Below are 24,563 nucleotides of genomic sequence, written 5' to 3' on the forward strand. Positions count from 1 at the left end.
GCGCAGAGCCGGGCAGGTTTTCAGACATACATCGTCGTGATCGACGCGCTGCCCAGCGTGTGGAAATGCACGTTAAAGCCTACCATCGCGCCGCTTGCGCTTTCATCGACCTCAATTCGCTCTACGTCCAGCGCATGCACCGTGAAAATATAGCGATGGGTTTCGCCCTTCGGCGGCGCCGCGCCGCCATAGCCCGCTTTACCAAAATCGGTACGGGTTTCAACCGCGCCTTCCGGCAGGGCCACCAGCGATGAGCCCGACCCCTGCGGCAACACGCGGGTATCGGCAGGCAGATTCGCCACGATCCAGTGCCACCAGCCCGAACCGGTAGGCGCATCCGGGTCATAGCAGGTGACTACAAAACTCTTCGTGCCCGCCGGCACCTCATCCCAGGCCAGGTGGGGGGAGATGTTATCGCCCTGATAACCCATGCCGTTAAAGACATGACGCTCCGGGAGTTTTTCGCCGTCGCGCAGATCCTGACTGATTAACTTCATACCGTTTCTCCGTAGTGAACTCTGCAAAAAGTGTAATGCAAAACGAGAGTACAAAACGTAACGCTATGGATTAAATCGCAAAATGTGCGGGATTGTGTACGGCATCCACCACCGCCGTGGTGAGCTTTTGCAACTGTTCAGGGCTGATCAGGTACGGCGGCATCAGATAGATGAGCTTACCAAACGGTCGGACCCACACGCCCCGTGCCACAAAGAAGCGTTGCAGCGCCGCCATATTGACCGGATGGTGCGTTTCAACCACGCCGATGGCGCCCAGCACCCGCACGTCAGCCACGTATTCGGACTCACGCGCCGCCGCCAGCGCTTGCGAAAGCTGCGTCTCGATGGCCGCAACCTGTGCTTGCCACTCGCCGCTCTCCAGCAGGGCCAGACTTTCACTCGCCACCGCGCAGGCCAGTGGATTGCCCATAAACGTCGGGCCGTGCATAAAGCAGCCCGCCTCTCCCTCGCTGATGGTGTCGGCCACCTGACGGGTCGTAAGGGTGGCAGAAAGCGTCATGGTACCGCCGGTTATCGCCTTGCCCAGACAGAGAATATCCGGCGCGATCCCGGCATGTTCGCAGGCAAAGAGCTTACCGGTGCGGCCAAAGCCGGTGGCGATCTCATCGGCAATCAGCAAGATCCCCTCCCGGTCACACATTTTGCGAATACGTTTAAGCCACTCGGGATGATACATCCGCATACCGCCTGCGCCCTGCACGATGGGTTCGAGGATCACGGCGGCAATCTCATGACGATGCGCCGCCATCAGGCGAGCAAAGCCGACCATATCTGCCTCATCCCATTCACCATCGAAGCGGCTTTGCGGGGCGGGTGCAAAGAGGTTTTCCGGCAGATAACCCTTCCACAGGCTGTGCATTGAGTTATCAGGATCGCAGACCGACATCGCGCCGAAGGTATCGCCGTGATAGCCGTTGCGGAAGGTGAGGAAACGCTGACGCGTTTCGCCCTTGGCGTGCCAGTATTGCAGCGCCATTTTCATCGCCACCTCTACCGCCACCGAGCCGGAGTCGGCAAGAAACACGCACTCCAGCGCCTGCGGGGTCATGGCCACCAGCCGACGACAGAGATCCACGGCGGGCTGGTGGGTAATACCGCCGAACATGACATGAGACATCTGATCGATCTGCGCCTTCATCGCCGCGTTCAGACGCGGGTGATTGTAGCCATGAATGGCCGCCCACCAGGAAGACATTCCGTCCACCAGCAGCTCGCCGCTGGCGAGTTTCAGTTCGCAACCCTGCGCCGAGGCGACCGGGTAAACCGGTAACGGCTGGGTCATAGAGGTGTAAGGGTGCCAGATGTGGCGCTGATCGAAAGCGAGATCGTCCGTTGTCATAATCGACTTGTAAACCATTTTGAAAACATTTAGGTTTACAAGTATAAACCGAACCCACCCTGAACTAAACCCCTTTTGGAGATGCCCCATGGCTCACCAGACACGCTGGACGATGTCGCAAGTTACTGCATTATTTGAAAAACCCCTCCTTGAACTGCTGTTTGAAGCCCAGCAAATTCATCGTCAGCACTTCGATCCGCAGCAGGTGCAGGTCAGCACCTTGCTGTCGATTAAAACCGGCGCCTGCCCGGAAGATTGCAAATACTGCCCGCAAAGTGCGCGCTACAAAACTGGCCTGGAATCTGAACGTCTGATGGAAGTTGAACAGGTGCTGGAGTCAGCCCGTCAGGCGAAAAACGCAGGCTCCACCCGCTTCTGCATGGGGGCTGCCTGGAAGAACCCTCACGATCGCGATATGCCCTATCTGGAGCAGATGGTACAAGGCGTGAAGGCGATGGGGATGGAGGCCTGTATGACGCTGGGTACGCTGAACGAAACCCAGGCTCAGCGCCTGAGCGCGGCGGGGCTGGATTACTACAACCACAACCTCGACACCTCCCCGGAGTTTTACGGCAATATCATCACCACCCGCACCTATCAGGAGCGTCTCGACACCCTCGACAAGGTGCGCGATGCGGGCATCAAAGTCTGCTCGGGCGGGATCGTCGGTTTAGGCGAAACGGTGAAAGATCGTGCAGGTCTGCTGCTGCAGCTGGCCAACTTACCGACGCCGCCAGAGAGCGTGCCTATCAACATGCTGGTGAAGGTAAAGGGCACCCCGCTGGCCGATAACGATGACGTCGATGCGTTCGATTTTATTCGCACTATTGCCGTGGCGCGCGTGATGATGCCGACCTCCTGGGTACGTCTGTCCGCCGGTCGCGAGCAGATGAACGAACAGACCCAGGCGATGTGTTTTATGGCCGGGGCGAACTCCATCTTCTACGGCTGCAAGCTGCTGACCACCCCGAACCCGGAAGAGGACAAAGACGTTCAGCTGTTCCGTAAGCTGGGGCTCAATCCGCAGCAGACCGCGGTAGCCACGGGTGATATTGAGCAACAGCATCAACTGGAGCAGCAACTTTTCAACGCCGACACTGAACAGTTCTACAACGCGGCAACGGTATGACCTGGCAGCAACGGATCACCGCCGCCCTGGACGCACGCCGGGCGGCAGACGCGCTGCGCGTACGCACGGTAGTAGAGAACGGCGCGGGCCGTTTTCTCACCCGCGACCAGCAGCGCTACTGCAATTTCTCCAGCAATGACTACCTTGGGCTGAGCCAACATCCTGAGGTTATTCGTGCCTGGCAGCAGGGGGCTGAGCAGTACGGTGTCGGGAGCGGCGGCTCGGGCCATGTCAGCGGCTATACCCGTGCGCATCAGGCACTGGAAGAACATCTGGCCGGCTGGTTAGGCTATCCACGTGCGCTGCTGTTTATCTCGGGCTTTGCGGCGAATCAGGCTCTCATTGCGGCTCTGCCGGGCAAAGCGGATCGGATCCTGGCCGATCGTCTGAGCCATGCTTCGCTGCTGGAGGCGGCCAGCCTCAGCCCGGCGCAGTTACGCCGCTTTGCGCACAACGATCCTGCGCAGCTGGCCGAATTGCTGGATAAACCCTGCCCCGGCCAACAACTGGTTGTGACCGAGGGGATTTTCAGCATGGATGGCGACAGCGCGCCCTTAGCGGCGCTGGCCTCAGCTACCTGGCAGAGGCAGGGCTGGCTGCTGGTGGACGATGCCCATGGGATCGGCATCACCGGCCCGGAAGGGCGGGGCAGCGCGGCTTGTCAGCAGGTCAAACCGGACCTGCTGGTCGTCACCTTTGGTAAAGGGGTGGGCGTCAGCGGCGCGGCGGTGCTGTGCAGCGAAGAAGTTGCCGATTATCTGCTGCAGTTTGCACGTCATCTCATCTACAGCACCAGCATGCCGCCTGCCCAGGCGGTCGCGCTGCTGACGGCGTTTAACCTCATTCGGGGTGAAGAGGGCGATGCCCGGCGACAAAAACTGGCACAGCATATTCAACAGTTCCGCCGTGGTGTGAAGGGTTTGCCGCTGCAGGTGACCCACTCGCACAGTGCCATTCAACCGCTGATTGTCGGCGAGAATGGCCGGGCGCTGAATCTGGCGCAGCAGCTCAGAAGCCAGGGCATTTGGGTAACGGCGATCCGACCGCCTACGGTGCCTGCGGGCACGGCGCGTTTGCGCCTGACCCTCACCGCCGCTCATAAAGCGGCAGATATCACGACGCTTCTGGAGGCGCTCCATGCCGCAAGTGAATAAACAGGCGATTGCCGCTGCCTTTGGCCGCGCAGCCCAGAGCTATGCTAACCATGACGCGCTGCAGCGACACAGCGCGCAGGGGCTGCTTGCCCTGTTGGGGGACATCGCCCCCAGCCGGGTGCTGGATGCAGGCTGCGGTCCGGGCGGGAATAGCCGCGTTTGGCGCAGTCGGGGCAGCCACGTGACGGCGATGGATCTCAGCGCACCGATGCTTGAACAGGCCCGCAGCAACGAGGCCGCAGACGCCTACCTGCTGGGGGATATCGAGGCTATCCCACTAGCGGATGCCGGTTTCGATCTGGTCTGGAGCCACCTGGCGGTACAGTGGTGCGCCAGCCTGCCGCAGGCGCTCGCCGAGCTCTACCGGGTGACGCGTCCTGGAGGGCAGGTGGCATTTACCACACTTCTGAACGACTCCCTGCCGGAGCTGAATCAGGCCTGGCGAGCGATAGATGACCGCGCCCACGCTAACCGCTTTTTAACGGCGCAGCAGCTCACAGAAGTCCTCTATGGCTGGCGTTGCCGGGTAAAGCGTCAGACGGTCACTTTGCCGTTTGATGATGCCCTGCAGGCGATGCGCTCCCTGAAGGGAATTGGAGCCACCCATTTGCACGAAGGGCGTGCCGGTAAACTGCTGACCCGTAGAGCGTTACAGCAGTTAGCGCTGGCCTGGCCGCAGCAGAACGGAAAATTTCCGCTAACTTATCAACTCTTTCATGGAATTATCGAACGTGATTAACCGCTTTTTCGTCACCGGCACCGACACTGAGGTAGGCAAAACCGTTGCCAGCACCGCGCTGTTACAGGCAGCTTCCGCCCTGGGGTACCGTACGGCAGGTTACAAACCGGTTGCGTCGGGCAGCGAGATGACCGCAGAGGGGCTTCGTAACAGCGATGCGCTGGCATTACAGCACAACAGCAGCGTGGCGCTGCCCTACGATCGGGTGAATCCTTACACCTTTGCGGAGCCGACTTCCCCGCACATCGTCAGCGCTGACGAAGGGCGCCCCATCGATTTTTCGATCCTCTCTGCCGGCTTGCGTACCCTTGAACAGCAGGCCAACTGGGTGCTGGTAGAGGGGGCAGGGGGGTGGTTCACGCCACTCTCAGAGACACAGACTTTTGCCGACTGGGTAGTGACTGAGCAGCTGCCGGTGATCCTGGTGGTAGGGGTGAAACTGGGCTGTATTAACCACGCCATGCTGACCGCGAAGGCGGTAGAGCAGGCCGGACTCCGGCTGGCGGGCTGGGTGGCCAACGATGTCGTACCGCCGGGTAAACGCCACGCGGAGTATATGGCGTCGTTGACCCGGCTCATCCCCGCACCGCTGCTGGGCGAGATCCCCTGGCTGGGTGAGCACGGCGATACGGCAGAGGTGGGGCGCCATCTCTCCCTTAGCGCGCTGACGCCATCCAGTGGGCCAGCAGGGGATCGTCCAGCTCGCTAACGCGTCCCTGGGCAACGTTGCGCCCGCGGTAGAGTAAACAAAAGCGATCCGCGACCCGGCGGATCAGCGACAGCTGCTGTTCTGCCAGTAAAACCGATAGTCCTAACTCCCGGTTAAGCCGCACTAGCAATTGCGCCAGCTTCACGGCGAACGACTGCCCCGGCCCGCGGCTGGGTTCATCCAGGATCAGCAGCCGGGGACGGGTCACCAGCGTATTCGCCAGCGCCAGCTGATACTGCTCTGCCTCACCGATACCTGACGCGCGTAACTGGCGCAAAGGGTAGAGTTCCGGGAAGAGGTCGTAGATCTCGCCATTCATGGTGCCGCCCATGTCTCCCTTTGCCATCCGCGCGACCTGTAAGTTCTCCTCTACCGTCAGCTGTGAAAAGATGCGCCGCTCTTGCGGCACATAGCCAATGCCTAGCTGATGGCGCGTCTGCGCCGCTACGCCTAACAGATTGTAGGGAGGGGCGCCCGCCTCATGCCACACCATGCTGCCGCTGGCGACGGGCAGCAAACCCGCAATACAGTGGATCAGCGTGGTTTTCCCCATGCCGGGCAGGCCGACGATACCGGTACACACGCCGGGTGGCAGGTCGAGATCGACATTCCATAGCGTATGCTGATTCCCGTAGTACTGGTTAACGGCTCGCAGGCTCAACATCGTGATTTCTCCTTAGGCTGGCGACGATGACCTGACATGTACTGCAAAACCCTTGCCACAGAGTCAGGAGAGGGCAAAAAACACCGTTTTTTCGGAACCCGCCGCAAAGTTTCTCCCTCAATCGCAGAAGATTGCACTGCCGCAGTGCCAGCCATGAAGAGTAATGGTGCAGCGCCTTTCTGCCGGGAGTGTGAGCAAGATCCCACCAATTTGCTCTGCCTTTTTTCGCTGAGGATCACCAAAATTTAGCGATAAAAAAAATTTCTTGCCGCGTTGGGTTAAAAAACCGGGAATTAGCAGAGCGGCGGCGGCTACGGGCTGGAATGAGTTATCCACTATTCCTGTGGATAACCTTGTGCATTAGAGTTAGAAAACGTGAGGTAAGCGAGAGAATACGCGGCCTGCGCCTGAATTGCTGCGAAACCCGTCTTTTCTTAATATTTATTGATTATCAGTAAGTTATATAAAAGCAATGTCTGTCAATAAAGTGTCATGGTTAATGACAAAAGTATGTGGGCTCGTCTTGACAAATGTTAAAAAAGGAAAAGTTTTGGGGATAACCGAAAAAGTTCCGCATTCTGGCGGGTTGCAGGCGAAATTTTGCGCAGTAAACCGGTTAAAGAGTAGGCGGTAACAGAAACGGTCAATCACGTTACTGGTTTTTCATCCAGTATAATTTACTGGCAAAAAACCGTATCGCGAGTAAAATTACTCACCTGCCGTATAATTGATCATCAGGTCGTCGTTAATGAGTAAACCGTTCAAACTGAATTCCGCTTTCCGTCCTTCTGGCGATCAGCCAGAAGCGATTCGCCGTTTGAAAGAGGGGCTGGAGGATGGTCTCGCGCATCAGACGTTGCTGGGGGTAACCGGCTCGGGTAAAACCTTTACCGTTGCCAACGTCATTGCCGACCTGCAACGTCCGACCATGGTGCTGGCGCCAAATAAAACCCTGGCGGCGCAGCTGTACGGCGAGATGAAAGAGTTCTTTCCTGAAAATGCAGTTGAGTATTTCGTCTCTTACTACGACTACTATCAGCCTGAGGCCTATGTCCCGAGTTCGGACACCTTTATCGAGAAAGATGCCTCGGTAAACGAACATATTGAGCAGATGCGACTCTCTGCCACCAAAGCGCTGCTTGAGCGTCGCGATGTGGTGGTGGTGGCTTCGGTATCGGCGATTTACGGTCTGGGCGACCCGGATCTCTACCTGAAAATGATGCTGCACCTGACGGTGGGCATGATTATCGATCAGCGCGCCATTTTGCGCCGTCTGGCCGAGCTGCAGTACACCCGTAACGATCAGGCCTTCCAGCGCGGTACATTCCGCGTGCGCGGCGAGGTGATTGATATCTTCCCCGCCGAGTCCGACGATATCGCCCTGCGCGTGGAACTGTTTGATGAAGAGGTAGAGCGGCTGTCGCTGTTCGACCCGCTTACCGGCCATGTGGAGTCGGTGATTCAGCGTTACACCATCTATCCAAAGACCCACTACGTGACCCCACGCGAGCGTATCGTACAGGCGATGGAAGAGATTAAAGTCGAGCTGGGCGATCGCCGTAAGGTGCTGCTGGCCAACAATAAATTGCTGGAAGAGCAGCGTCTGAGCCAGCGCACCCAGTTTGATCTGGAGATGATGAACGAGCTGGGCTACTGCTCCGGCATCGAAAACTACTCCCGTTACCTCTCCGGGCGCGGGCCGGGCGAGGCGCCGCCAACCCTGTTTGACTACCTGCCGGCGGATGGCCTGCTGGTGGTGGATGAATCCCACGTAACCATTCCGCAAATCGGCGGCATGTATCGCGGTGACCGGGCGCGTAAAGAGACGCTGGTGGAGTATGGCTTCCGCCTGCCTTCCGCGCTGGACAACCGCCCAATGAAATTTGAAGAGTTCGAGGCGCTGGCACCGCAAACCATCTACGTTTCGGCCACGCCGGGCAACTACGAGCTCGAAAAATCGGGCGGCGACGTAGTGGATCAGGTTGTGCGTCCGACCGGTCTGCTTGATCCGATCATCGAGGTGCGACCGGTGGCGACGCAGGTTGACGATCTGCTCTCTGAGATCCGCGCCCGTGCGGCTATCAACGAGCGCGTGCTGGTGACGACCCTCACCAAGCGCATGGCGGAAGATCTGACCGAATACCTGGAAGAGCATGGCGAAAAGGTGCGTTATCTGCACTCTGATATCGATACCGTCGAGCGTATGGAAATTATCCGCGACCTGCGTCTGGGCGAGTTTGACGTGCTGGTGGGCATCAACTTACTGCGAGAAGGGCTGGACATGCCTGAGGTGTCGCTGGTCGCGATTCTGGACGCTGACAAAGAGGGCTTCCTGCGCTCTGAACGTTCACTGATTCAGACCATTGGCCGCGCCGCACGTAACGTGAACGGTAAGGCGATCCTCTACGGCGATAAAATCACCCCGTCGATGGCGAAAGCGATTGGTGAGACCGAGCGTCGTCGTGAAAAGCAGCAGCAGTTCAACGAAGAGCACGGCATCACGCCACAGGGTCTGAACAAGAAAGTGGTGGATATTCTGGCGCTGGGTCAGAACATCGCCAAGACCAAAGCCAAAGGCCGCGGTAAAGCGCGCCCGGTCATAGTGGAAGACGATTCCGCGCCACTGACGCCAAAAGCGTTGCAGCAGAAAATACACGAACTGGAAGGACTGATGATGCAGCATGCGCAGAACCTCGAGTTCGAAGAGGCGGCGCAGATCCGCGATCAGCTGCATCAGTTGCGAGAGTTGTTTATTGCGGCGTCGTGATTAACGTCGGTTCCCTCGTCGGGAGGTGAGGGAACCGGTCAAAAGGTCATTCAGCCCAATGCCTGAATAGCGCTTTCCAGCGCGACCCGCAGCAGATGTCGATCGTGACGATATTTGATATCGCTGGCCTCCAGCGGCTCCTGGATCACCACGCGTCCCTCCATTCCTGAAGTATCCACTTTGGGCCCCACGACCACCGCATCGATAATTTTCTTACCGACCCGCTCCTCCATCAGCTGCAATTTGTTCGCCAGCGTTAAGCTGGCCGCGGCCGGGCTGAGTTCGCGCCCCAGGTTACCGATATAGACCACCGGTGCCGGTGTACGGCGTAGCGCCTGCGCCAGCTCGTTAATCAACAGCAGCGGCATCAGGCTGGTATAAAAGCTGCCGGGGCCAATCAGTATCAAATCTGCTTCGCCTATCGCTTCTACCGCTTCGCGGGTGGCAGGCACGCTGGGGTAGATCATCAGCTCTTTTGGCGCTACGGTGAGCTGATCAATATTCACTTCGCCATAGACTTCGTGGCCGTCGGCATCAATAGCCATCAGATCGACCGGCAATTCGGACATCGGAATCAAAAACGCATCCACTTTAAGCAGGTTGCGAATGAGATTGATCGCCTCCAGAGGCCTGACGCTGAGGTGGTCCAGCGCCTTTAACATGAGATTTCCGAGGTTATGACCCGAAAGCTCGCCATTACCGCCAAAACGGTACTCAAACATGGCCGAGGCGACGCTGGGTTCGGTAATTAACTGGTTTAAGCAATTACGCATATCGCCCCAGGCGATCCCCCCTTCTGCGCGGCGAATTCGACCCGTTGAGCCCCCGTTATCAGTGGTTGTTACAATCCCTGTCAGGCGCGAGCCAAGAGATGACAGAGATGACATCACTCGTCCCAGGCCGTGCCCTCCACCGAGGGCCACCACGCGATCGAGGTCGGCAAAAGTGCGGTTGCGCATAAACATTCCTTCAAATTACGAACCCGCTAACAGTAACCTAACTACCCCTAAAAGACGATGCCCGTCCGGAGGCAAAATGACGTACATCAATGCAAAAATAGGGTATTTGCGTATTCTGTAGCGAAAATAGACGATAAGCGCGTTATATATAAATTTATATAGCGAAAGCGCGGGATGGCGAATTCCGCTTTAACGCGCTACTATCGGCTTAACCACGTTTTCATTACTGAAAACATACACTCTAGCCTTAACGCCTGTGTCCACAATGATATGGCGTTCTGGCCGTGGCGGTTCCGCCACCAGGGTACAGAAAGAAATGACTGTGCCTCCCATATTTGGAAAGGTGTACATGGCTTCACAACTTACCGATGCTTTCGCGCGTAAGTTTTATTACTTACGTTTGTCGATTACCGATGTGTGCAACTTTCGTTGCACCTATTGCCTGCCCGAGGGTTACAAACCGGGTAGCGTAACCAATAACGGCTTTCTCTCCGTGGATGAAGTGCGCCGCGTGACGCGCGCCTTTGCTGCAATGGGCACCGAAAAGGTTCGCCTTACGGGAGGAGAGCCCTCACTGCGCCGTGATTTTGTCGATATTATTGCCGCCGTGCGTGAAAACGACGCCATTCGTCAGATTGCGGTCACGACCAACGGATACCGTCTTGCACGCGACGTCGCCCAGTGGCGCGATGCGGGCCTGACGGCAATTAACGTTAGCGTCGATAGCCTCGATGCCCGTCAGTTCCACGCCATCACCGGGCAGGACAAGTTTCAGCAGGTGATGGAGGGGATCGATGCCGCCTTTGAGGCGGGTTTCGACAAGGTTAAAGTCAACACCGTGCTCATGCGCGATGTGAATCATCATCAGCTCGACACCTTCCTGGCGTGGATCAAACCGCGTCGCATTCAGTTGCGTTTTATCGAGTTAATGGAGACCGGTGAAGGTAGCGAGCTGTTCCGCCGTCATCATATCTCTGGCATGGTGCTGCGCGATGCGCTGCTCAAACGTGGCTGGATCCATCAGATTCGTCAGCGCAGCGACGGCCCGGCGCAAGTCTTTTGCCATCCTGATTACGAAGGCGAAATTGGGCTGATCATGCCTTATGAGAAAGATTTCTGTGCCAGTTGTAACCGCCTGCGCGTTTCGTCGGTGGGTAAACTGCATCTCTGTCTGTTTGGCGATGGCGGCGTGGATCTGCGCGATTTGCTTGCCGAGGATGCACAACAGCAGGCGCTTGAAGCGCGTATCTCCGAGGCATTGACGCACAAAAAACAGACCCACTTCCTGCATCAGGGCAATACCGGAATCACCCAGAACCTCTCTTATATTGGCGGATAAGCGCATAAGGAAGCAGAACATGAGCCAGGTTAACGCCGAATTTATCCCGACGCGGATAGCCATTCTTACCGTCTCTGAACGCCGCGGCGAAGAGGATGACACCTCTGGTCACTGGCTGCGCGAGGCGGCGCATGATGCGGGCCATCAGATTGTCGATAAGGCCATTGTTAAAGAGAATCGCTACGCCATACGTGCGCAGGTCTCTCAGTGGATTGCCAGCGAAAATGTGCAGGTGGTACTGATCACCGGTGGCACCGGTTTTACGGCCGGGGACCAGGCACCGGAAGCGCTGCTCCCGCTCTTCGATCGCGAAGTCGAAGGTTTTGGCGAGGTGTTCCGTATGCTCTCCTTTGAAGAGATCGGCACCTCCACGCTGCAGTCGCGCGCAGTGGCTGGCATCGCCAATAACACCCTGATTTTTGCTATGCCGGGCTCCACGAAAGCCTGTCGTACCGCGTGGGAGAACATTATCGCTCCGCAGCTTGATGCCCGTACGCGCCCGTGCAATTTCCATCCTCATCTTAAGAAGTAAGCTATGTCGCAACTGACCCATATTAACGCCGCGGGCGAAGCCCATATGGTGGATGTCTCCGCCAAAGCGGAAACCGTACGCGAAGCGCGCGCAGAAGCCTTCGTCACCATGTTGCCAGAGACTCTGGCGATGATTATTGATGGCAGCCACCACAAAGGCGACGTCTTTGCCACGGCGCGTATCGCAGGCATTCAGGCCGCTAAACGTACCTGGGAGTTAATTCCGCTTTGTCATCCGTTGATGTTAAGCAAAGTCGAAGTGAATCTGCAGGCCCAGCCGGAACAGAGCCGGGTGCGTATTGAGTCGCTGTGCCGTCTGACGGGTAAAACCGGCGTTGAGATGGAAGCTCTCACCGCCGCCTCGGTTGCGGCGCTGACCATCTATGACATGTGCAAAGCGGTCCAGAAAGATATGGTAATTGGCCCGGTGCGCCTGTTAGCGAAGAGCGGCGGTAAATCGGGGGATTTCAGGGTGGAAAGCAATGATTAAAATTCTGTTTTTTGCGCAGGTGCGCGAGCTGGTTAATACCGACAGCCTGACGCTGGATGCCACCTTCGACGATGTTGAAGCGCTGCGTGCGCACCTGGCGGGGCAGGGTGACCGTTGGGCGCTGGCGCTGGAGCCCGGCAAACTGCTGGCGGCGGTCAACCAGACCCTCGTTGAATTTAACCATCCCGTCCGTGCCGGTGACGAAGTCGCCTTCTTCCCGCCGGTCACCGGAGGCTAACATGAGTGAAACCTGCATCCGCGTGCAGACCGCGCCCTTTAACGTGGGTGAAGAGTACCGCTGGCTGGCCGAGCGCGACGAAGACGGCGCGGTGGTGACCTTTACCGGTAAAGTGCGTAACCACAACCTGGGCGACAGCGTTAAAGCGCTCACGCTGGAACACTACCCGGGGATGACCGAGAAAGCGCTGACGGAAATCGTTGCCGGTGCGCGCGAACGCTGGGCATTAGGGCGCGTCACTGTCATCCATCGCATTGGTGAGATGTGGCCGGGCGAAGAGATTGTCTTTGTCGGCGTCACCAGCGTTCATCGCGGCAGCGCCTTCGACGCGGGCGAGTTTATTATGGATTATTTGAAAACGCGCGCCCCCTTCTGGAAACGCGAAGCCACGCCGGAAGGTGAGCGCTGGGTCGAGTCACGCGATAGCGATAAAGCCGCAGCCCATCGCTGGTAGCCGGATTGCCGGGATGTGTTAGGCTTATGAGTATGTTTTCTTAACAGGAGTGAGTCATGGATCGATTTCCGCGTTCCGATTCGATAGTTCAGCAGACCCGCAGCGGGCTGCAGACCTATATGGCGCAGGTGTACGGCTGGATGACGGTCGGGCTGCTGCTGACCGCGTTTATCGCCTGGTATGCGGCGAATACGCCTGAGTTGATGATGTTTATCTTCTCAAGCAAAGTCACCTTCTTTGGGCTGATCATTGCGCAGCTGGGGCTGGTATTTGTGCTCTCAGGCCTGGTGCATAAGCTCAGCGCCGGAATGGCAACAACGCTATTTATGCTCTATTCGGCGCTGACGGGGCTCACGCTCTCCAGCATCTTCCTCGTCTATACCTACTCATCTATCGCCAGCACCTTTGTGGTGGCCGGTGGGATGTTTGGTGCCATGAGTCTGTATGGTTACACCACCAAACGTGACCTGAGCGGCTTCGGCAATATGCTGTTTATGGCGCTGATTGGTATCGTGTTGGCTTCGCTGGTGAACTTCTGGCTGAAGAGCGAGGCGTTGATGTGGGCGGTGACCTATATCGGGGTGATTGTCTTTGTCGGGCTGACGGCTTACGACACTCAGAAGCTGAAAAACATCGGCGAGCAGATGGATGTGCGTGACAGTAGCAACCTGCGTAAATACGCCATTCTGGGGGCGTTGACCCTCTATCTGGACTTCATCAACCTGTTCCTGATGCTGCTGCGTATTTTCGGCAACCGCCGTTAACGCTCAGGCCCGGCGAACCCTTCGCCGGGCCATTATCACTGTTTCTGCATCGCCTCTTCGTTTTTCGCCCGCAGCTTCTTCGCCCGACCTTCCAGAATCAGATACCCCACCGTCGCCAGCGCCAGCGGCAGGAAGTAATAGAGTACGCGGTACGCCAGCAGGGCGGCAATTATCTTGCCGTGCGACACATGTTCCCCGGCCAGCAGGGCAATAAATACGGCTTCCAGGACCCCGATCCCGGCAGGAATATGGACGATGACCCCGGCGATGCTGCTCACCAGCAGAACCCCAAGCACGAAGAAGTAATTCACATCTTCGCCGATCAGCATCCAGATGATGACTCCCATCGCCATCCAGTTTGCCGCCGAGATGGCCATCTGCGCCAGCGCAAACTTCCACGACGGCAGTACCAGCTTCTGGCCCTTAATGGTCATATGACGGCGTTTAGCAAAGGCGCAGGCCCAGAGATAGAACGCAATCATCGCCAGCAGCACAATGCCAATAATCCGTAGCGTACCCTGGTCGATATACCAGTGGTCGGGCAGCTGCACCACGCCTGCGGTAAAGATCACCCCGCCCAGCAGGATATAGCCCAGCCAGTTGGTGGTGATACTCAGAGAAAAGATGCGGGTGATGGTGCTGCCGGGCAGGCCGAGACGGGAATAGAGGCGATAACGCATACCGATGCCGCCCACCCAGGTGCTCAGGGTCAGGTTAAAGGCATAGCAGATAAACGACACCAGCATCACCTGCCGCTTTGCCAGTTTGTGACCACAATAGGCCCGCCCCAGTAAGTCATAGCAGCCATAAATCAGGTAGCTCACTATCACAAGACCAAAAGCGCTCGCCAGGATCCACGGGTTATAGTCGCGGATAACTTTGCCCACGTCCTCCCAGTCCACTTTCTGCGCGTAAATCACCAGCAGCACCGCTACGGCGATGAAAAAGAGCCCGGTGAGAATTTTTTTGGCCACCCGCCAGCGGGAATGTTTTTTACTCATCAGGGTTTCGCCCCCGTATTTTCAGCTTCGACACGATCCTGCGTCTCCATCTCGGGTTGCACTGGCGGGTCAACCTGCGCCAGCTTGGGCGTATGTGCGGGCAGCCAGCCAACCAGCGCCGGGAAATGACGCAGGAAGTGGAACACCACCACGCTTTTTGTCAGGTTCCACCAGGTGCGTTTCGGCACCATCGACTCATCCACGCGTACGCAATCCTTTTCAATAATGGTGTTCAGGTTTTCACGCAACGTATGGTTAAACTCGCGATCGTGAATAATCAGGTTAGCCTCGAGATTCAGGGAGAGGCTAAGGGGGTCGAGATTACTGGAGCCCACGGTCGCCCAGTGATCGTCCATCACCGCCACTTTGCCATGCAGCGGACGGCGGCGATATTCGTAGATCTGTACGCCGCCTTTCACCAGATAGTGATACAGCAGACGCGCGCCTACGGTGACAATCGGCATATCAGGCTCGCCCTGAACGATAAGCTTCACCCGAACCCCACGCCGTGCTGCGTTACGCATAGCGTGCAGCAGCCGATAGCCCGGGAAGAAATAGGCATTGGCAATGATCACTTCCCGACGGGCGTTAGCCAGCATCTTCAGATAGTGGCGCTCAATATCATCCCGGTGTTCTTCGTTGTCACGCCAGACGAACAGCGCCTGAGCCTCACCGGGTTTGGTGTTCTCTTCCGGGCGGTGGCGGCGCTTCCACCACCGGCGGGCGGCGGCGTTGCCGGGCAAGTTTTCCAGCTCAAACTGTAGGATGTCCTGCACCACCGGGCCTTCCACCTCTATCGCGTAATCCTGCTTGGCTTCCGGGCCGTAGTCCGACATATGTTCATCGGAGTAGTTAATGCCGCCGACAAAGGCGATGCGGTCATCAATGACCACAATTTTGCGGTGCATACGGCGAAAGACGTTGGTACGCATGCCCAGCAGGGGAGGGCGTGGATCGTAATATCGGAACACCACGCCGGCCGCGGTCAGCTCACCGACAAAATCATCGCTTAAATCGGGTGAGCCGTAGCCGTCCAGCAGGACTTCAATCTGTACACCGCGCTGAGCCGCACCGAGCACTGCCGCATGCAGCTGGCGGCCTACGCCATCTTCAAACCAGATAAAGGTTTCGAGAATAACTCTGCGTTCCGCTTTGCCAATGGCAGCAAAAACGGCGGGATAGAAGTTATCTCCGTTTTCCAGAAGCCGTATCCGGTTACCCTCTTGCCATGAGCATTTCATAAATGGATCTCCGCACTCAAAGGGGCATGGTCGGACAGGTGACGCCAGTTTCTCAGCGCCAGCGCGGTAGGGGCGCTGGCATGGGCATTTTTCACATAAATACGGTCGAGACGCAGCAGCGGAAAGCTAACGGGAAAAGTCCGTGCTGGTCGACCGTGGGCGCGGGTAAAAATCTCATCTAATCCCGCCCGGGCTTTCAACGGATGGTTAGCCCGCTGGCGCCAGTCATTAAAATCCCCGGCCACCACCACCGGATCGCCCTCCGGCAGGCCATTGACCCAGGTGGACATCATATCCAGCTGCGCCCGGCGGTGCGCCTCTCGTAGCCCCAGATGGACAGAGGCCACGTGCAGGGGGGCGTCGAATTCCGGCAGGGCGATACGGCAATAGAGCAGCCCGCGCTTTTCGCTCTCGCCCACCGAAACGTCATGGTTTTCGTAATGTTCAATAGGATAGCGTGAAAGCACCGCATTGCCATGGTGCCCTTCGGGGTAGACCGCGTTGCGCCCGTAGGCATAGTCGCTCCACATGGTATCGGCAAGAAACTCATAGTGGCTGGTATCGGGCCAGTTCTCCACGTGCAGCGGATGCACTTCGTGCGCCCCCATCACCTCCTGCAGGCAGACGATATCCGCGCTGACGGTGCGAACCGCGTCGCGTAGCTCCGGCAAAATAAAGCGGCGGTTAAATGCCGTAAAGCCTTTATGGATGTTGATCGTCAACACTTTTAGCGAAAAATGGCGGCTTTGTTGGCTCATAAGCTCCCTCCGGCGTTACTATCCTGATGAAAATAAAGTGTAGTCGTCGTCACAAAAAGATGCTGGGTTACGGAATTTTCCGTAAAGTGCGGTAGTCTGAAGAAGCAGAGAAAAATCCTCCAGGAGAGAAGCCATGAAGTGGCAACAACGCATTCGCGTCGCAACCGGCCTGAGTTGCTGGCAGATTATGTTGCATTTAGCGGTTGTCGCTGTGCTGGTGCTGGCGTGGACCAGCGGAGCGCTGGTGCGCGTTGGGTTAGGTTTATGCGTGCTGTACGGGGTGACCGTCCTGCTGATGCTCTTTTTACAGCGTCATCATGAACAACGCTGGCGTGAAGTGGCAGATGTGCTTGAAGAGCTGACCACCACCTGGTACTTCGGCGCAGCCATGATTGTGCTGTGGCTGCTGTCACGCGTGCTGCAGAACAATATATTACTGGCTCTGGCAGGCCTGGCCATCCTCGCCGGGCCGGCAGTGGTGTCACTGCTGACCCGGGAGAAAAAGTTACGCGATATTGCGTCTAAACATCGCGTAGGCCACTGAGCCCGTCGTGGCCGCTATCACCAGTAGCGGCCACAAACTTCCCCAGACAATATCCAGACTCGCGTCCTTCAGGTAGATCTGCTTGGTAATATCGGTAAAGTGACGAATAGGGTTTACCCACGTCAGATTCTGTAGCCATACCGGCATGTTCTCGACCGGCGAAACATACCCCGACAGCAAAATGGCGGGCATCATAAAGACAAACACCCCGATAAAGGCCTGCTGCTGCGTAGAGCAAAGCGCCGAGATCAACAGCCCGAATCCCACCAGCGACAGACCATAGATGACCATCGTGAAGTAAAACAGCGCCAGCGACCCCGCGAAGGGGATGTGATAGGCCCAGATACCGATCCCCAGCACGATGGTCGCCTGGAACGTCGCGACAATCAGCGCCGGTACCGCTTTACCAACAAAGATTTGCCAGGTGGCCAGCGGCGAGACCAGCAGCTGGTCGAGCGTGCCCTGTTCCCGTTCGCGGGCCACGGAGAGCGAAGTGACGATCATCACCCCAATGGTGGTGATCATGGCGATAAGCGACGGCACCACAAACCACTTGTAGTCGAGGTTAGGGTTATACCAGTTGCGCACCACCAGTTCGCTGTTGTTCGGTTTGGGTTTGTCCGCCATCAGCTCTTGCTGATACTCCTTCACCACCTGCTGCAGATAGTTCGCGGCAATCTGGGCACTGTTGGAGTTCCGCCCATCCAGAATTAACTGCATAGGGGCGGTTTGCAGCCTGTCCAGGTTGCGCGAAAAATCGGCCGGGAAGCGCACCAGCAACAGCGCCTTTTGGGTATCGATGGTAGGCTGGATCTCCTGTGGGCTTTTCAGCAGCAGCACGTGAGTAAAGGCTTTAGCGCGGGCAAAGCGCTGGGTCAGCTCTACCGAATGCTTACCATTGTCTTCGTTATAGATAGCAATAGTGGCGTTGGTCACCTCCAGGGTGGCGGCGAAGGGGAATAACAGCACCTGAATGAGCACCGGTAGCACCAGAATGGCGCGGGTCTGCGGCTCACGCAGCAGCGACTGCAACTCTTTACGAATTAACGTCCATAAACGATGAAACATGGCTGCTCCTTAATCCAGTCGCCGTTTCGTTTTCATCCAGGTGAGGCCGATAAACATCACCGCCGAGGCGATCAAAAACAGCAGATTGACCACCAGCACCGCCGGAATGTTACCTGCCAGAAACAGGCTCTGTAGCGTACTCACGAAATAGCGCGCCGGAATGATATAGGTCACGGCGCGGATCACCGCCGGCATACTGTCGATCTGGAAAATAAACCCGGACAACATAATCGAGGGTAAAAAAGCGGCATTCAGCGCCACCTGGGCAGCGTTAAACTGGTTTCGGGTGATGGTGGAGATGAGAAGCCCCATTCCCAGCGTGCTCAACAAGAAAAGCGAGGTGATAAAAAAGAGCACAATCAGCGAGCCGCGATAAGGCACCCCCAGAATAAAGACCGACACCAGCATGCAGAGCAGCATCGCCAGCATGCCGAGGAAATAGTAGGGGATGAGCTTGCACAGCAGCAGCTCCGTACGCGTGACCTCCGTGGAGAGCAGCGCCTCCATGGTGCCGCGCTCCCACTCCCGGGCGATAACCAGCGACGTGAGGATGGCGCCAATCACCGTCATGATGATGGTCACCGCGCCGGGAATGATAAAGTGCTGGCTGATGGCCGCCGGGTTAAACCAGTAGCGGGTCTGCACATCGATAAGCGGCTCAAAGGTCTCGCCCCGGTCTTCGGCACGCTGCATCTGCCAGAGCTGCCAGATCCCCTCCGCATACCCCTGCACAAAGTTGGCGGTGTTGGGCTCGCTGCCGTCGGTGATCACCTGGATCGGCGCACTGTCGCCCGGCGTGGCCATTCGGGCGGCGAAATCCACCGGGATCACAATCAGACCGCGAATACGCCCGGCCTGCATCATCTGGATCAACTGCTGGCGGTTATCGCTGACGGTGGCGTCGATATAGGGTGAGCCGGTCATGGTATGGGTGAAGTCGAGCGCCTCTTCGCTCTGCTGCTCCAGTAAAATGCCCACCCGCAGCTTGCTGGAGTCGAGGTTAATGCCATAGCCGAAGATAAAGAGCAGCAGCAGTGGGATCACCACCGCAATCAGCCAGCTGCTGGGGTCGCGCACGATCTGCCGCGTCTCTTTGATACAGAGTGCGCGCACCCGGCGCCAGGAGAGGGCGTTATGCGCCATGGCCTTGCTCCTTATCCCAGTCGTTAATCAGCGTGATGAAAGCCTGCTCCATCGTCGGGTCAGGCATCGCTTCATCGGCGGCCTGCGCTTTAAGATCGTCCGGCGTACCGTGGGCAATCAGCTTGCCGCGATAGACCAGCCCAATGCGATCGCAATACTCCGCTTCGTCCATAAAGTGGGTGGTCACCATCACCGTCACCCCTTTTTCCACCATGCTATTGATATGCAGCCAAAACTCACGGCGGGTGAGGGGATCCACCCCCGAGGTGGGCTCATCCAGAAACAGAATGTCAGGCTCGTGCATCAGGGAGCAGGCCAGTGCCAGGCGCTGCTTAAAGCCAAGGGGGAGCGCATCGGTGGCGTGGCTGGCGATGCTTTTCAGCCCGAAGGCTTCGCTCATGCGCGCAATCTTGTCGTTCTGTGCCCGCCCCCGCAGGCCATAGACCCCGGAGAAGAAACGCAGGTTCTGCTCCACCGTCAGGTTGCCGTACAGCGAGAATTTCTGCGCCATATAGCCCAGATGCTGACGGGCCTTGCCCGAGCTGACCTTGAGATCCATATCCAGCACCAGCGCCTTGCCGGACGTCGGCACCAGCAGGCCACACATCATCTTGAAGGTGGTGGATTTCCCTGCGCCGTTCGGCCCCAGCAGGCCAAAAATCTCTCCGCGCTTCACGGCAAAGTTAACGTCATCCGTGGCGGCAAAATCGCCAAATTTTTTGGTCAGTGATTTGGCTTCAATCACCGTCTCGCCGGGCGTGCCTTCAACCGTATGCAGAATGGCCCCAAGCGGGGACTCCTCTGTCCCCGCGCCACCCAGCAGATCGATAAACGCATCTTCAAAGCGGGGGGCGGTCTCATTCATCTCAATGTCCGGCATCCCCGGGGCGCGACGAATATCCCCCGCGCTGGCCTCTTTTTTCAGGATCAGGCGTACCGATTTCCCCTGAATCATGCCGTCGCTCACCTGGGGTAGCGTCAGGACCCGCTGCAACAGACGGCGGTTGTTTTCGTCGGGGCTGTGCAGCAGGAAGCTGCGACCGTTCATGCCGGCGGTGAGGGCAGTAGGATCGCCCTGGTAGAGCAGCTTGCCTTCGTTCATCAACAGGACATCCCGGCACTGTTCGGCCTCGTCCAGATAGGAGGTACTCCAGAGGATCAGCATGCCGTCGCCAGCCAGCTCATGCACCATCTGCCAGAGTTCACGCCGGGAGATCGGATCGACGCCCACGCCAGGCTCATCCAGTAGCAGAACCTTCGGCTCGCCTACCAGGGTGCAGGCCAGCCCCAGTTTCTGCTTCATCCCGCCGGAGAGCTTGCCCGCCAGCCGCCCGGTAAAAGGCCCCAGCGCGGTAAACTCCAGCAGCCGCTGGAAGGTTTTTTGCCGGGTTTCGCCGGTGACGCTGCGCAGGTCGGCATAGAGGGTCAGGTTTTCCATCACGGTCAGATCTTCATACAGCCCGAATTTTTGCGGCATATAGCCCAGTAAGGCGTGCAGGGCGCGATCGTCTTCGATGGGAGCTAACCCCAGTACCCGCGCCTGCCCGTCGTCGGGCTTGAGCAGCCCGGCGAGCATACGCATCAGGGTTGTCTTTCCAGCACCGTCCGGGCCGACAAGCCCGGTCACGTAGCCCTTTTGCAGGGTACAGTTCAGGGGCGCCACGGCCGGGCGGTCCATTCCGGGAAACGTCTTCAGCAGTCCTGTGAGTTCAATAACCGCATCATTCATGACCATCCCCATCGTTGAGCGTAACGGTCACCGGCATCCCCTGGCGCAGGGCGTCGTCGGCATCGGTCACGATAATGCGCAGGCGATACACCAGGTCAGTACGCAGATCCGGCGTTTCGACGGTTTTTGGCGTAAATTCAGCGGTGGGCGAGACGAAGCCCACTTTACCGTGATAAGGCTTATCCGGGCGGCCATCCGTGTAGAGCAGCAGTTCGCGCCCCGGCTGCATCTGACCCAGGTTGGGTTCATCGATATAAGCGCGCACCCATACCGGACGGGTCAGGGAGAGTGTCAATACCGTGCTGCCGGCGTTAAGCATGCTGCCCGGCTCGACAGCGCGGGTCATCAGCGTGCCGTTTGCGGGGGCGGTAAGAGTGGTATCACGCAGATCCAGTTCGGCCTGCGCCAGCTGGGCCTGAGCCTGTTCAAGGCTGGCTTTTGCCTGGGCGATATCCTGCGGGCGGTTACCGGTGCGATATTGACTTAACTTATCCTGCGCCGATTTCAGCGTGGCCTGGGCCTGGTCGCGGGAGGAGCGGGCATTTTCCAGATCGTTAGCGGAAATTGTCCGGCTGCCCCACAGCCCTTGCTGGCGTTGATAGAACTTCTGCGCATAGTCATATGCCGCCTGCGCCTGTTTCACCGCTGCGGCGGCCTGCGCCACCTCCTCTTCGCGATAGCCCGCCTGCATCAGATCATATTGCGCCTGCGCAACGGAGACGCCCGCTTTGGCCTGCAGCAGCGCATTTTCAAACGGCGCTTTATCCAGTTGCCCCAGCGTCTGCCCGGCGGTGATGGCATCGCCTTCATCTACCGTTAACGACGCCAGCCGCCCCCCCACGCGGAAACTCATATTAACGGTACGAATATCCACATTACCGTACAGGGTCAGCCCTTTATCCTGCTGGCCCTGATACCAGAGCCAGCCTCCCGTCACGATGGCAACCAGCGCCAGCGCGGCCAGGATAACAACCACGGGTTTTTTCATCACTCCGGACTCCTTTGCGTTAATCCCTCTAAAACGAGATCGATATGGCAGCTCACGACCTGAAAAATTTGCTCTGCCCGCTCTTCATCAAAATGACTCCAGCTCGCGCGCAGCAGGATGGTCTCGCGCCCGAGGCGAAAGGCGAGGATCTCGCCCAGCAGCGCATGGGTGTGCAAAATGGTTTGGGTATCCTCCGCTGCGCGCCCGGTATAGGCGGCAATCAGCCGGGTCAAATGACCGTGCATCGGGGCGATAACCTGGTCATGCACGTGCTGATACGCCGTGGTGGGGGAGAGCTGCTCACGGGAGATAAATTTACTGAGGTTCAGCGTGTCGTCGTGGGTCAGCAGCTGGATCATGTTCCTGGCCGCCTGCAGGATCAGGGCGCGCACCGCGCTTTTATCCGGCACGGGTTGCGCAAGCAGGGTTGTCGCGGCCTCCACATGTGGGCGGAAATGAGTGCCAATAAAATCGGCGATCCACTGGGCGCAGGCGAGGTACAGATCCTCTTTTGAGCCAAAATAGTAGGTGATGGCGGCGATGTTCTGCCCCGCCTGTGCGGCGATATCGCGAGTGGTAGCATGCAGGCCATACTCGCCAAACTGGGAGAGTGCAGCGGCAATCAGCTGGCTGCGGGCTTGTTCGCCTTTACTGGTGGTGGGGATTGTATTCATCGTCGCGCCAAAAAATTAATCAATCGATTGATTAACTTTATGGTTAAATTTTCGCCTTGTCCAGCCGACCGGAGATTTATTTTGTCAGGCCCGCCGTCAGGGATATTTTATGCGCCAAGTCACAAAATCTGCTACACTCCGCAGCTTCGTGACATTGTGGTTTTTGTCCTGTCTATTCGTCTTATCTCCCTGAAAACTACACCTGTGACGGTCGGGGCGGTTCGGAGTTGTTATGTCTTTTGATACCCTTGGCCTGAATCCTGATATTCTGCGCGCCGTCGCAGAGCAGGGCTATCGCGAACCTACCCCTATTCAGCAGAAGGCGATCCCCGCCGTGCTGCAAGGCCGTGACCTGATGGCGAGCGCCCAGACCGGTACCGGTAAAACCGCAGGCTTTACGCTGCCGCTGCTGCAACGTCTGATCGAGAATCAGCCGCATGCGAAAGGCCGCCGTCCGGTTCGTGCCCTGATTCTGACCCCAACCCGTGAGCTTGCTGCTCAGGTGGGCGAGAACGTCCGTGAATACAGCCGCTATCTGAATATTCGCTCGCTGGTGGTCTTCGGCGGCGTGAGCATTAATCCGCAGATGATGAAACTGCGCGGCGGCGTGGATGTGCTGGTGGCAACGCCGGGCCGTCTGCTCGATCTGGAACACCAGAATGCGCTGAAGCTGGATAGCGTAGAGATTCTGGTGCTGGACGAAGCCGACCGTATGCTGGATATGGGCTTTATCCACGACATCCGCCGCGTACTGGCCAAACTGCCGGCGCGTCGTCAGAATCTCCTCTTCTCTGCGACCTTCTCGGATGAGATCAAATCGCTGGCAGAAAAACTGCTTCACAATCCGCTGGAAGTGGAAGTGGCGCGTCGTAACACTGCGTCTGAGCAAGTGACCCAGTACGTGCACTTTGTTGATAAGAAGCGTAAACGCGAGCTGCTCTCCCAGATGATCGGTCAGGGCAACTGGCAGCAGGTGCTGGTCTTTACCCGCACCAAGCACGGTGCCAACCACCTGGCAGAACAGCTGAACAAAGACGGCATTCGCAGTGCGGCGATCCACGGCAATAAGAGCCAGGGGGCACGTACCCGCGCGCTGGCCGACTTTAAATCGGGTGACATCCGCGTACTGGTCGCCACCGATATCGCCGCCCGTGGTCTGGATATCGAAGAGCTGCCGCACGTAGTGAACTACGAGCTGCCGAACGTGCCAGAAGATTACGTTCACCGTATTGGCCGTACCGGCCGTGCTGCCGCCACGGGTCAAGCGCTGTCGCTGGTCTGCGTCGATGAGCATAAGCTGCTGCGCGATATTGAGCGCCTGCTGAAGAAAGAGATCCCGCGCATCCAGACTCCAGGTTATGAAGTGGATCCCTCTATCAAAGCCGAACCGATCCAGAACGGCCGCCAGGGTGGCGGACGCGGTCAGGGCGGTGGACGCGGGCAAGGCGGAGGCGGCCGTGGTCAGCAGCAGCCGCGCCGTACTGAAGGGGCAGCCGCTAAGCCTGCCAGCAAACCGCCGCGCCGTGATGGCGAAGGCAAGCCCGCCGGAGAAGGGCAGCGCCGTCGCCGTCCGCGTAAACCGGCGGCAGGACAGTAATCTGGAAGCCCGGCCGTAGAGCCGGG

25 protein-coding genes and 1 riboswitch are annotated in these 24,563 nt (G+C 57.9%); of the genes, 13 read left to right on the top strand and 12 right to left on the bottom strand.

The window, feature by feature from the left end; translation table 11 throughout:
• Nucleotides 1–20 precede the first annotated feature (20 nt).
• Both B3511_RS05550 and bioA read right to left on the bottom strand, forming a co-directional pair.
• Nucleotides 21–497: a kinase inhibitor gene (locus B3511_RS05550; protein ID WP_286777707.1), complete on the bottom strand. Its 477-nt coding sequence runs from the start codon at nucleotides 495–497 to the stop codon at nucleotides 21–23.
• A gap of 70 nt (nucleotides 498–567) precedes the next feature.
• The gene (bioA, locus tag B3511_RS05555; RefSeq protein ID WP_414671877.1) at nucleotides 568–1,857 is read right to left on the bottom strand and encodes an adenosylmethionine--8-amino-7-oxononanoate transaminase; all 1,290 of its coding nucleotides are present in this window, start codon (nucleotides 1,855–1,857) and stop codon (nucleotides 568–570) included.
• 88 nt (nucleotides 1,858–1,945) lie between these two features.
• On the opposite strand from bioA, the gene bioB reads away from it, so the two are divergent.
• Genes bioB through bioD form a run of 4 tightly spaced genes read left to right on the top strand, consistent with a single transcriptional unit; the run spans nucleotide 1,946 to nucleotide 5,588 of the window.
• Nucleotides 1,946–2,986 (top strand): biotin synthase BioB, encoded by a 1,041-nt coding sequence (gene bioB, locus B3511_RS05560; RefSeq protein WP_040076491.1) that lies wholly within the window; start codon nucleotides 1,946–1,948, stop codon nucleotides 2,984–2,986.
• Complete coding sequence (gene bioF / locus B3511_RS05565; RefSeq protein WP_286777709.1) at nucleotides 2,983–4,140, top strand: 8-amino-7-oxononanoate synthase; 1,158 nt, start codon at nucleotides 2,983–2,985, stop codon at nucleotides 4,138–4,140. The genes bioB and bioF overlap by 4 nt, the downstream gene beginning before the upstream one ends.
• The gene (bioC, locus tag B3511_RS05570; RefSeq protein ID WP_286777710.1) at nucleotides 4,124–4,879 is read left to right on the top strand and encodes a malonyl-ACP O-methyltransferase BioC; all 756 of its coding nucleotides are present in this window, start codon (nucleotides 4,124–4,126) and stop codon (nucleotides 4,877–4,879) included. Before bioF ends, bioC begins: the two co-directional genes overlap by 17 nt.
• Complete coding sequence (gene bioD, locus B3511_RS05575; RefSeq protein ID WP_286777711.1) at nucleotides 4,872–5,588, top strand: dethiobiotin synthase; 717 nt, start codon at nucleotides 4,872–4,874, stop codon at nucleotides 5,586–5,588. Before bioC ends, bioD begins: the two co-directional genes overlap by 8 nt.
• Here bioD and B3511_RS05580 read toward each other — a convergent pair.
• Complete coding sequence (locus B3511_RS05580) at nucleotides 5,536–6,252, bottom strand: ABC transporter ATP-binding protein (protein ID WP_286777712.1); 717 nt, start codon at nucleotides 6,250–6,252, stop codon at nucleotides 5,536–5,538. The two genes, bioD and B3511_RS05580, sit on opposite strands and share 53 nt — an antisense overlap.
• A 748-nt stretch (nucleotides 6,253–7,000) precedes the next feature.
• Here B3511_RS05580 and uvrB point away from each other — a divergent pair.
• Nucleotides 7,001–9,019, top strand: coding sequence for an excinuclease ABC subunit UvrB (gene uvrB / locus B3511_RS05585; protein WP_040076486.1), 2,019 nt, complete (start codon nucleotides 7,001–7,003; stop codon nucleotides 9,017–9,019).
• A 50-nt stretch (nucleotides 9,020–9,069) separates the two neighbouring features.
• Here the strand turns inward: uvrB and yvcK are convergent, their stop codons facing one another.
• On the bottom strand, nucleotides 9,070–9,978 hold the full coding sequence (gene yvcK, locus B3511_RS05590) for a uridine diphosphate-N-acetylglucosamine-binding protein YvcK (protein ID WP_286777713.1): 909 nt from the start codon (nucleotides 9,976–9,978) through the stop codon (nucleotides 9,070–9,072).
• A gap of 225 nt (nucleotides 9,979–10,203) precedes the next feature.
• Nucleotides 10,204–10,340, top strand: a riboswitch (molybdenum cofactor riboswitch).
• Here yvcK and moaA point away from each other — a divergent pair.
• The 6 genes from moaA to B3511_RS05620 all read left to right on the top strand — a co-directional run bounded on the left by moaA (nucleotide 10,328) and on the right by B3511_RS05620 (nucleotide 13,794).
• Entirely contained in the window at nucleotides 10,328–11,317 is a 990-nt protein-coding gene (gene moaA, locus B3511_RS05595) for a GTP 3',8-cyclase MoaA (RefSeq protein ID WP_046886942.1), read from the top strand. Its footprint overlaps the riboswitch before it by 13 nt.
• A gap of 19 nt (nucleotides 11,318–11,336) precedes the next feature.
• Complete coding sequence (gene moaB / locus B3511_RS05600; protein WP_040076483.1) at nucleotides 11,337–11,849, top strand: molybdenum cofactor biosynthesis protein B; 513 nt, start codon at nucleotides 11,337–11,339, stop codon at nucleotides 11,847–11,849.
• A gap of 3 nt (nucleotides 11,850–11,852) precedes the next feature.
• Nucleotides 11,853–12,338: a cyclic pyranopterin monophosphate synthase MoaC gene (moaC, locus tag B3511_RS05605; protein ID WP_046886941.1), complete on the top strand. Its 486-nt coding sequence runs from the start codon at nucleotides 11,853–11,855 to the stop codon at nucleotides 12,336–12,338.
• Nucleotides 12,331–12,576 carry a molybdopterin synthase sulfur carrier subunit gene (gene moaD / locus B3511_RS05610; protein WP_207293271.1) on the top strand — a complete coding sequence of 82 codons (246 nt, stop codon included), beginning with the start codon at nucleotides 12,331–12,333 and terminating at the stop codon, nucleotides 12,574–12,576. Before moaC ends, moaD begins: the two co-directional genes overlap by 8 nt.
• Nucleotide 12,577: 1 nt before the next feature.
• Complete coding sequence (gene moaE / locus B3511_RS05615) at nucleotides 12,578–13,030, top strand: molybdopterin synthase catalytic subunit MoaE (protein ID WP_207293272.1); 453 nt, start codon at nucleotides 12,578–12,580, stop codon at nucleotides 13,028–13,030.
• A 56-nt stretch (nucleotides 13,031–13,086) separates the two neighbouring features.
• Nucleotides 13,087–13,794, top strand: a complete 708-nt coding sequence (locus B3511_RS05620; RefSeq protein WP_040076479.1) for a Bax inhibitor-1/YccA family protein — start codon at nucleotides 13,087–13,089, stop codon at nucleotides 13,792–13,794.
• 35 nt (nucleotides 13,795–13,829) lie between these two features.
• On the opposite strand, the gene B3511_RS05625 is transcribed toward B3511_RS05620, so the two are convergent.
• Genes B3511_RS05625 through B3511_RS05635 form a run of 3 tightly spaced genes read right to left on the bottom strand, consistent with a single transcriptional unit; the run spans nucleotide 13,830 to nucleotide 16,794 of the window.
• Nucleotides 13,830–14,795, bottom strand: a complete 966-nt coding sequence (locus B3511_RS05625) for a lysylphosphatidylglycerol synthase domain-containing protein (RefSeq protein ID WP_046886938.1) — start codon at nucleotides 14,793–14,795, stop codon at nucleotides 13,830–13,832.
• Complete coding sequence (clsB, locus tag B3511_RS05630; protein ID WP_046886937.1) at nucleotides 14,795–16,036, bottom strand: cardiolipin synthase ClsB; 1,242 nt, start codon at nucleotides 16,034–16,036, stop codon at nucleotides 14,795–14,797. The genes B3511_RS05625 and clsB overlap by 1 nt, the downstream gene beginning before the upstream one ends.
• The gene (locus tag B3511_RS05635; protein ID WP_046886936.1) at nucleotides 16,033–16,794 is read right to left on the bottom strand and encodes an endonuclease/exonuclease/phosphatase family protein; all 762 of its coding nucleotides are present in this window, start codon (nucleotides 16,792–16,794) and stop codon (nucleotides 16,033–16,035) included. Before B3511_RS05635 ends, clsB begins: the two co-directional genes overlap by 4 nt.
• Before the next feature lie 133 nt (nucleotides 16,795–16,927).
• On the opposite strand from B3511_RS05635, the gene B3511_RS05640 reads away from it, so the two are divergent.
• On the top strand, nucleotides 16,928–17,338 hold the full coding sequence (locus tag B3511_RS05640; protein ID WP_040076475.1) for a YbhQ family protein: 411 nt from the start codon (nucleotides 16,928–16,930) through the stop codon (nucleotides 17,336–17,338).
• Here B3511_RS05640 and B3511_RS05645 read toward each other — a convergent pair.
• Genes B3511_RS05645 through cecR form a run of 5 tightly spaced genes read right to left on the bottom strand, consistent with a single transcriptional unit; the run spans nucleotide 17,300 to nucleotide 22,940 of the window.
• Nucleotides 17,300–18,406: an ABC transporter permease gene (locus tag B3511_RS05645; RefSeq protein WP_046886935.1), complete on the bottom strand. Its 1,107-nt coding sequence runs from the start codon at nucleotides 18,404–18,406 to the stop codon at nucleotides 17,300–17,302. The genes B3511_RS05640 and B3511_RS05645 overlap by 39 nt on opposite strands.
• Before the next feature lie 9 nt (nucleotides 18,407–18,415).
• Nucleotides 18,416–19,549: an ABC transporter permease gene (locus tag B3511_RS05650; protein ID WP_040076473.1), complete on the bottom strand. Its 1,134-nt coding sequence runs from the start codon at nucleotides 19,547–19,549 to the stop codon at nucleotides 18,416–18,418.
• Complete coding sequence (locus tag B3511_RS05655) at nucleotides 19,539–21,278, bottom strand: ATP-binding cassette domain-containing protein (RefSeq protein ID WP_286777714.1); 1,740 nt, start codon at nucleotides 21,276–21,278, stop codon at nucleotides 19,539–19,541. Before B3511_RS05655 ends, B3511_RS05650 begins: the two co-directional genes overlap by 11 nt.
• Complete coding sequence (hlyD, locus tag B3511_RS05660) at nucleotides 21,271–22,266, bottom strand: secretion protein HlyD (protein WP_040076471.1); 996 nt, start codon at nucleotides 22,264–22,266, stop codon at nucleotides 21,271–21,273. The genes B3511_RS05655 and hlyD overlap by 8 nt, the downstream gene beginning before the upstream one ends.
• The gene (cecR, locus tag B3511_RS05665) at nucleotides 22,266–22,940 is read right to left on the bottom strand and encodes a transcriptional regulator CecR (RefSeq protein ID WP_286777715.1); all 675 of its coding nucleotides are present in this window, start codon (nucleotides 22,938–22,940) and stop codon (nucleotides 22,266–22,268) included. Before cecR ends, hlyD begins: the two co-directional genes overlap by 1 nt.
• A 232-nt stretch (nucleotides 22,941–23,172) precedes the next feature.
• Here cecR and rhlE point away from each other — a divergent pair, with 232 nt between their 5' ends.
• Nucleotides 23,173–24,537, top strand: coding sequence for an ATP-dependent RNA helicase RhlE (rhlE, locus tag B3511_RS05670; RefSeq protein ID WP_040076469.1), 1,365 nt, complete (start codon nucleotides 23,173–23,175; stop codon nucleotides 24,535–24,537).
• Nucleotides 24,538–24,563: the final 26 nt, after the last annotated feature.

The sequence above is a fragment of the Leclercia sp. UBA1284 genome (assembly GCF_002308415.1).
Classification (GTDB): Bacteria; Pseudomonadota; Gammaproteobacteria; order Enterobacterales; family Enterobacteriaceae; genus Enterobacter; species Enterobacter pneumoniae.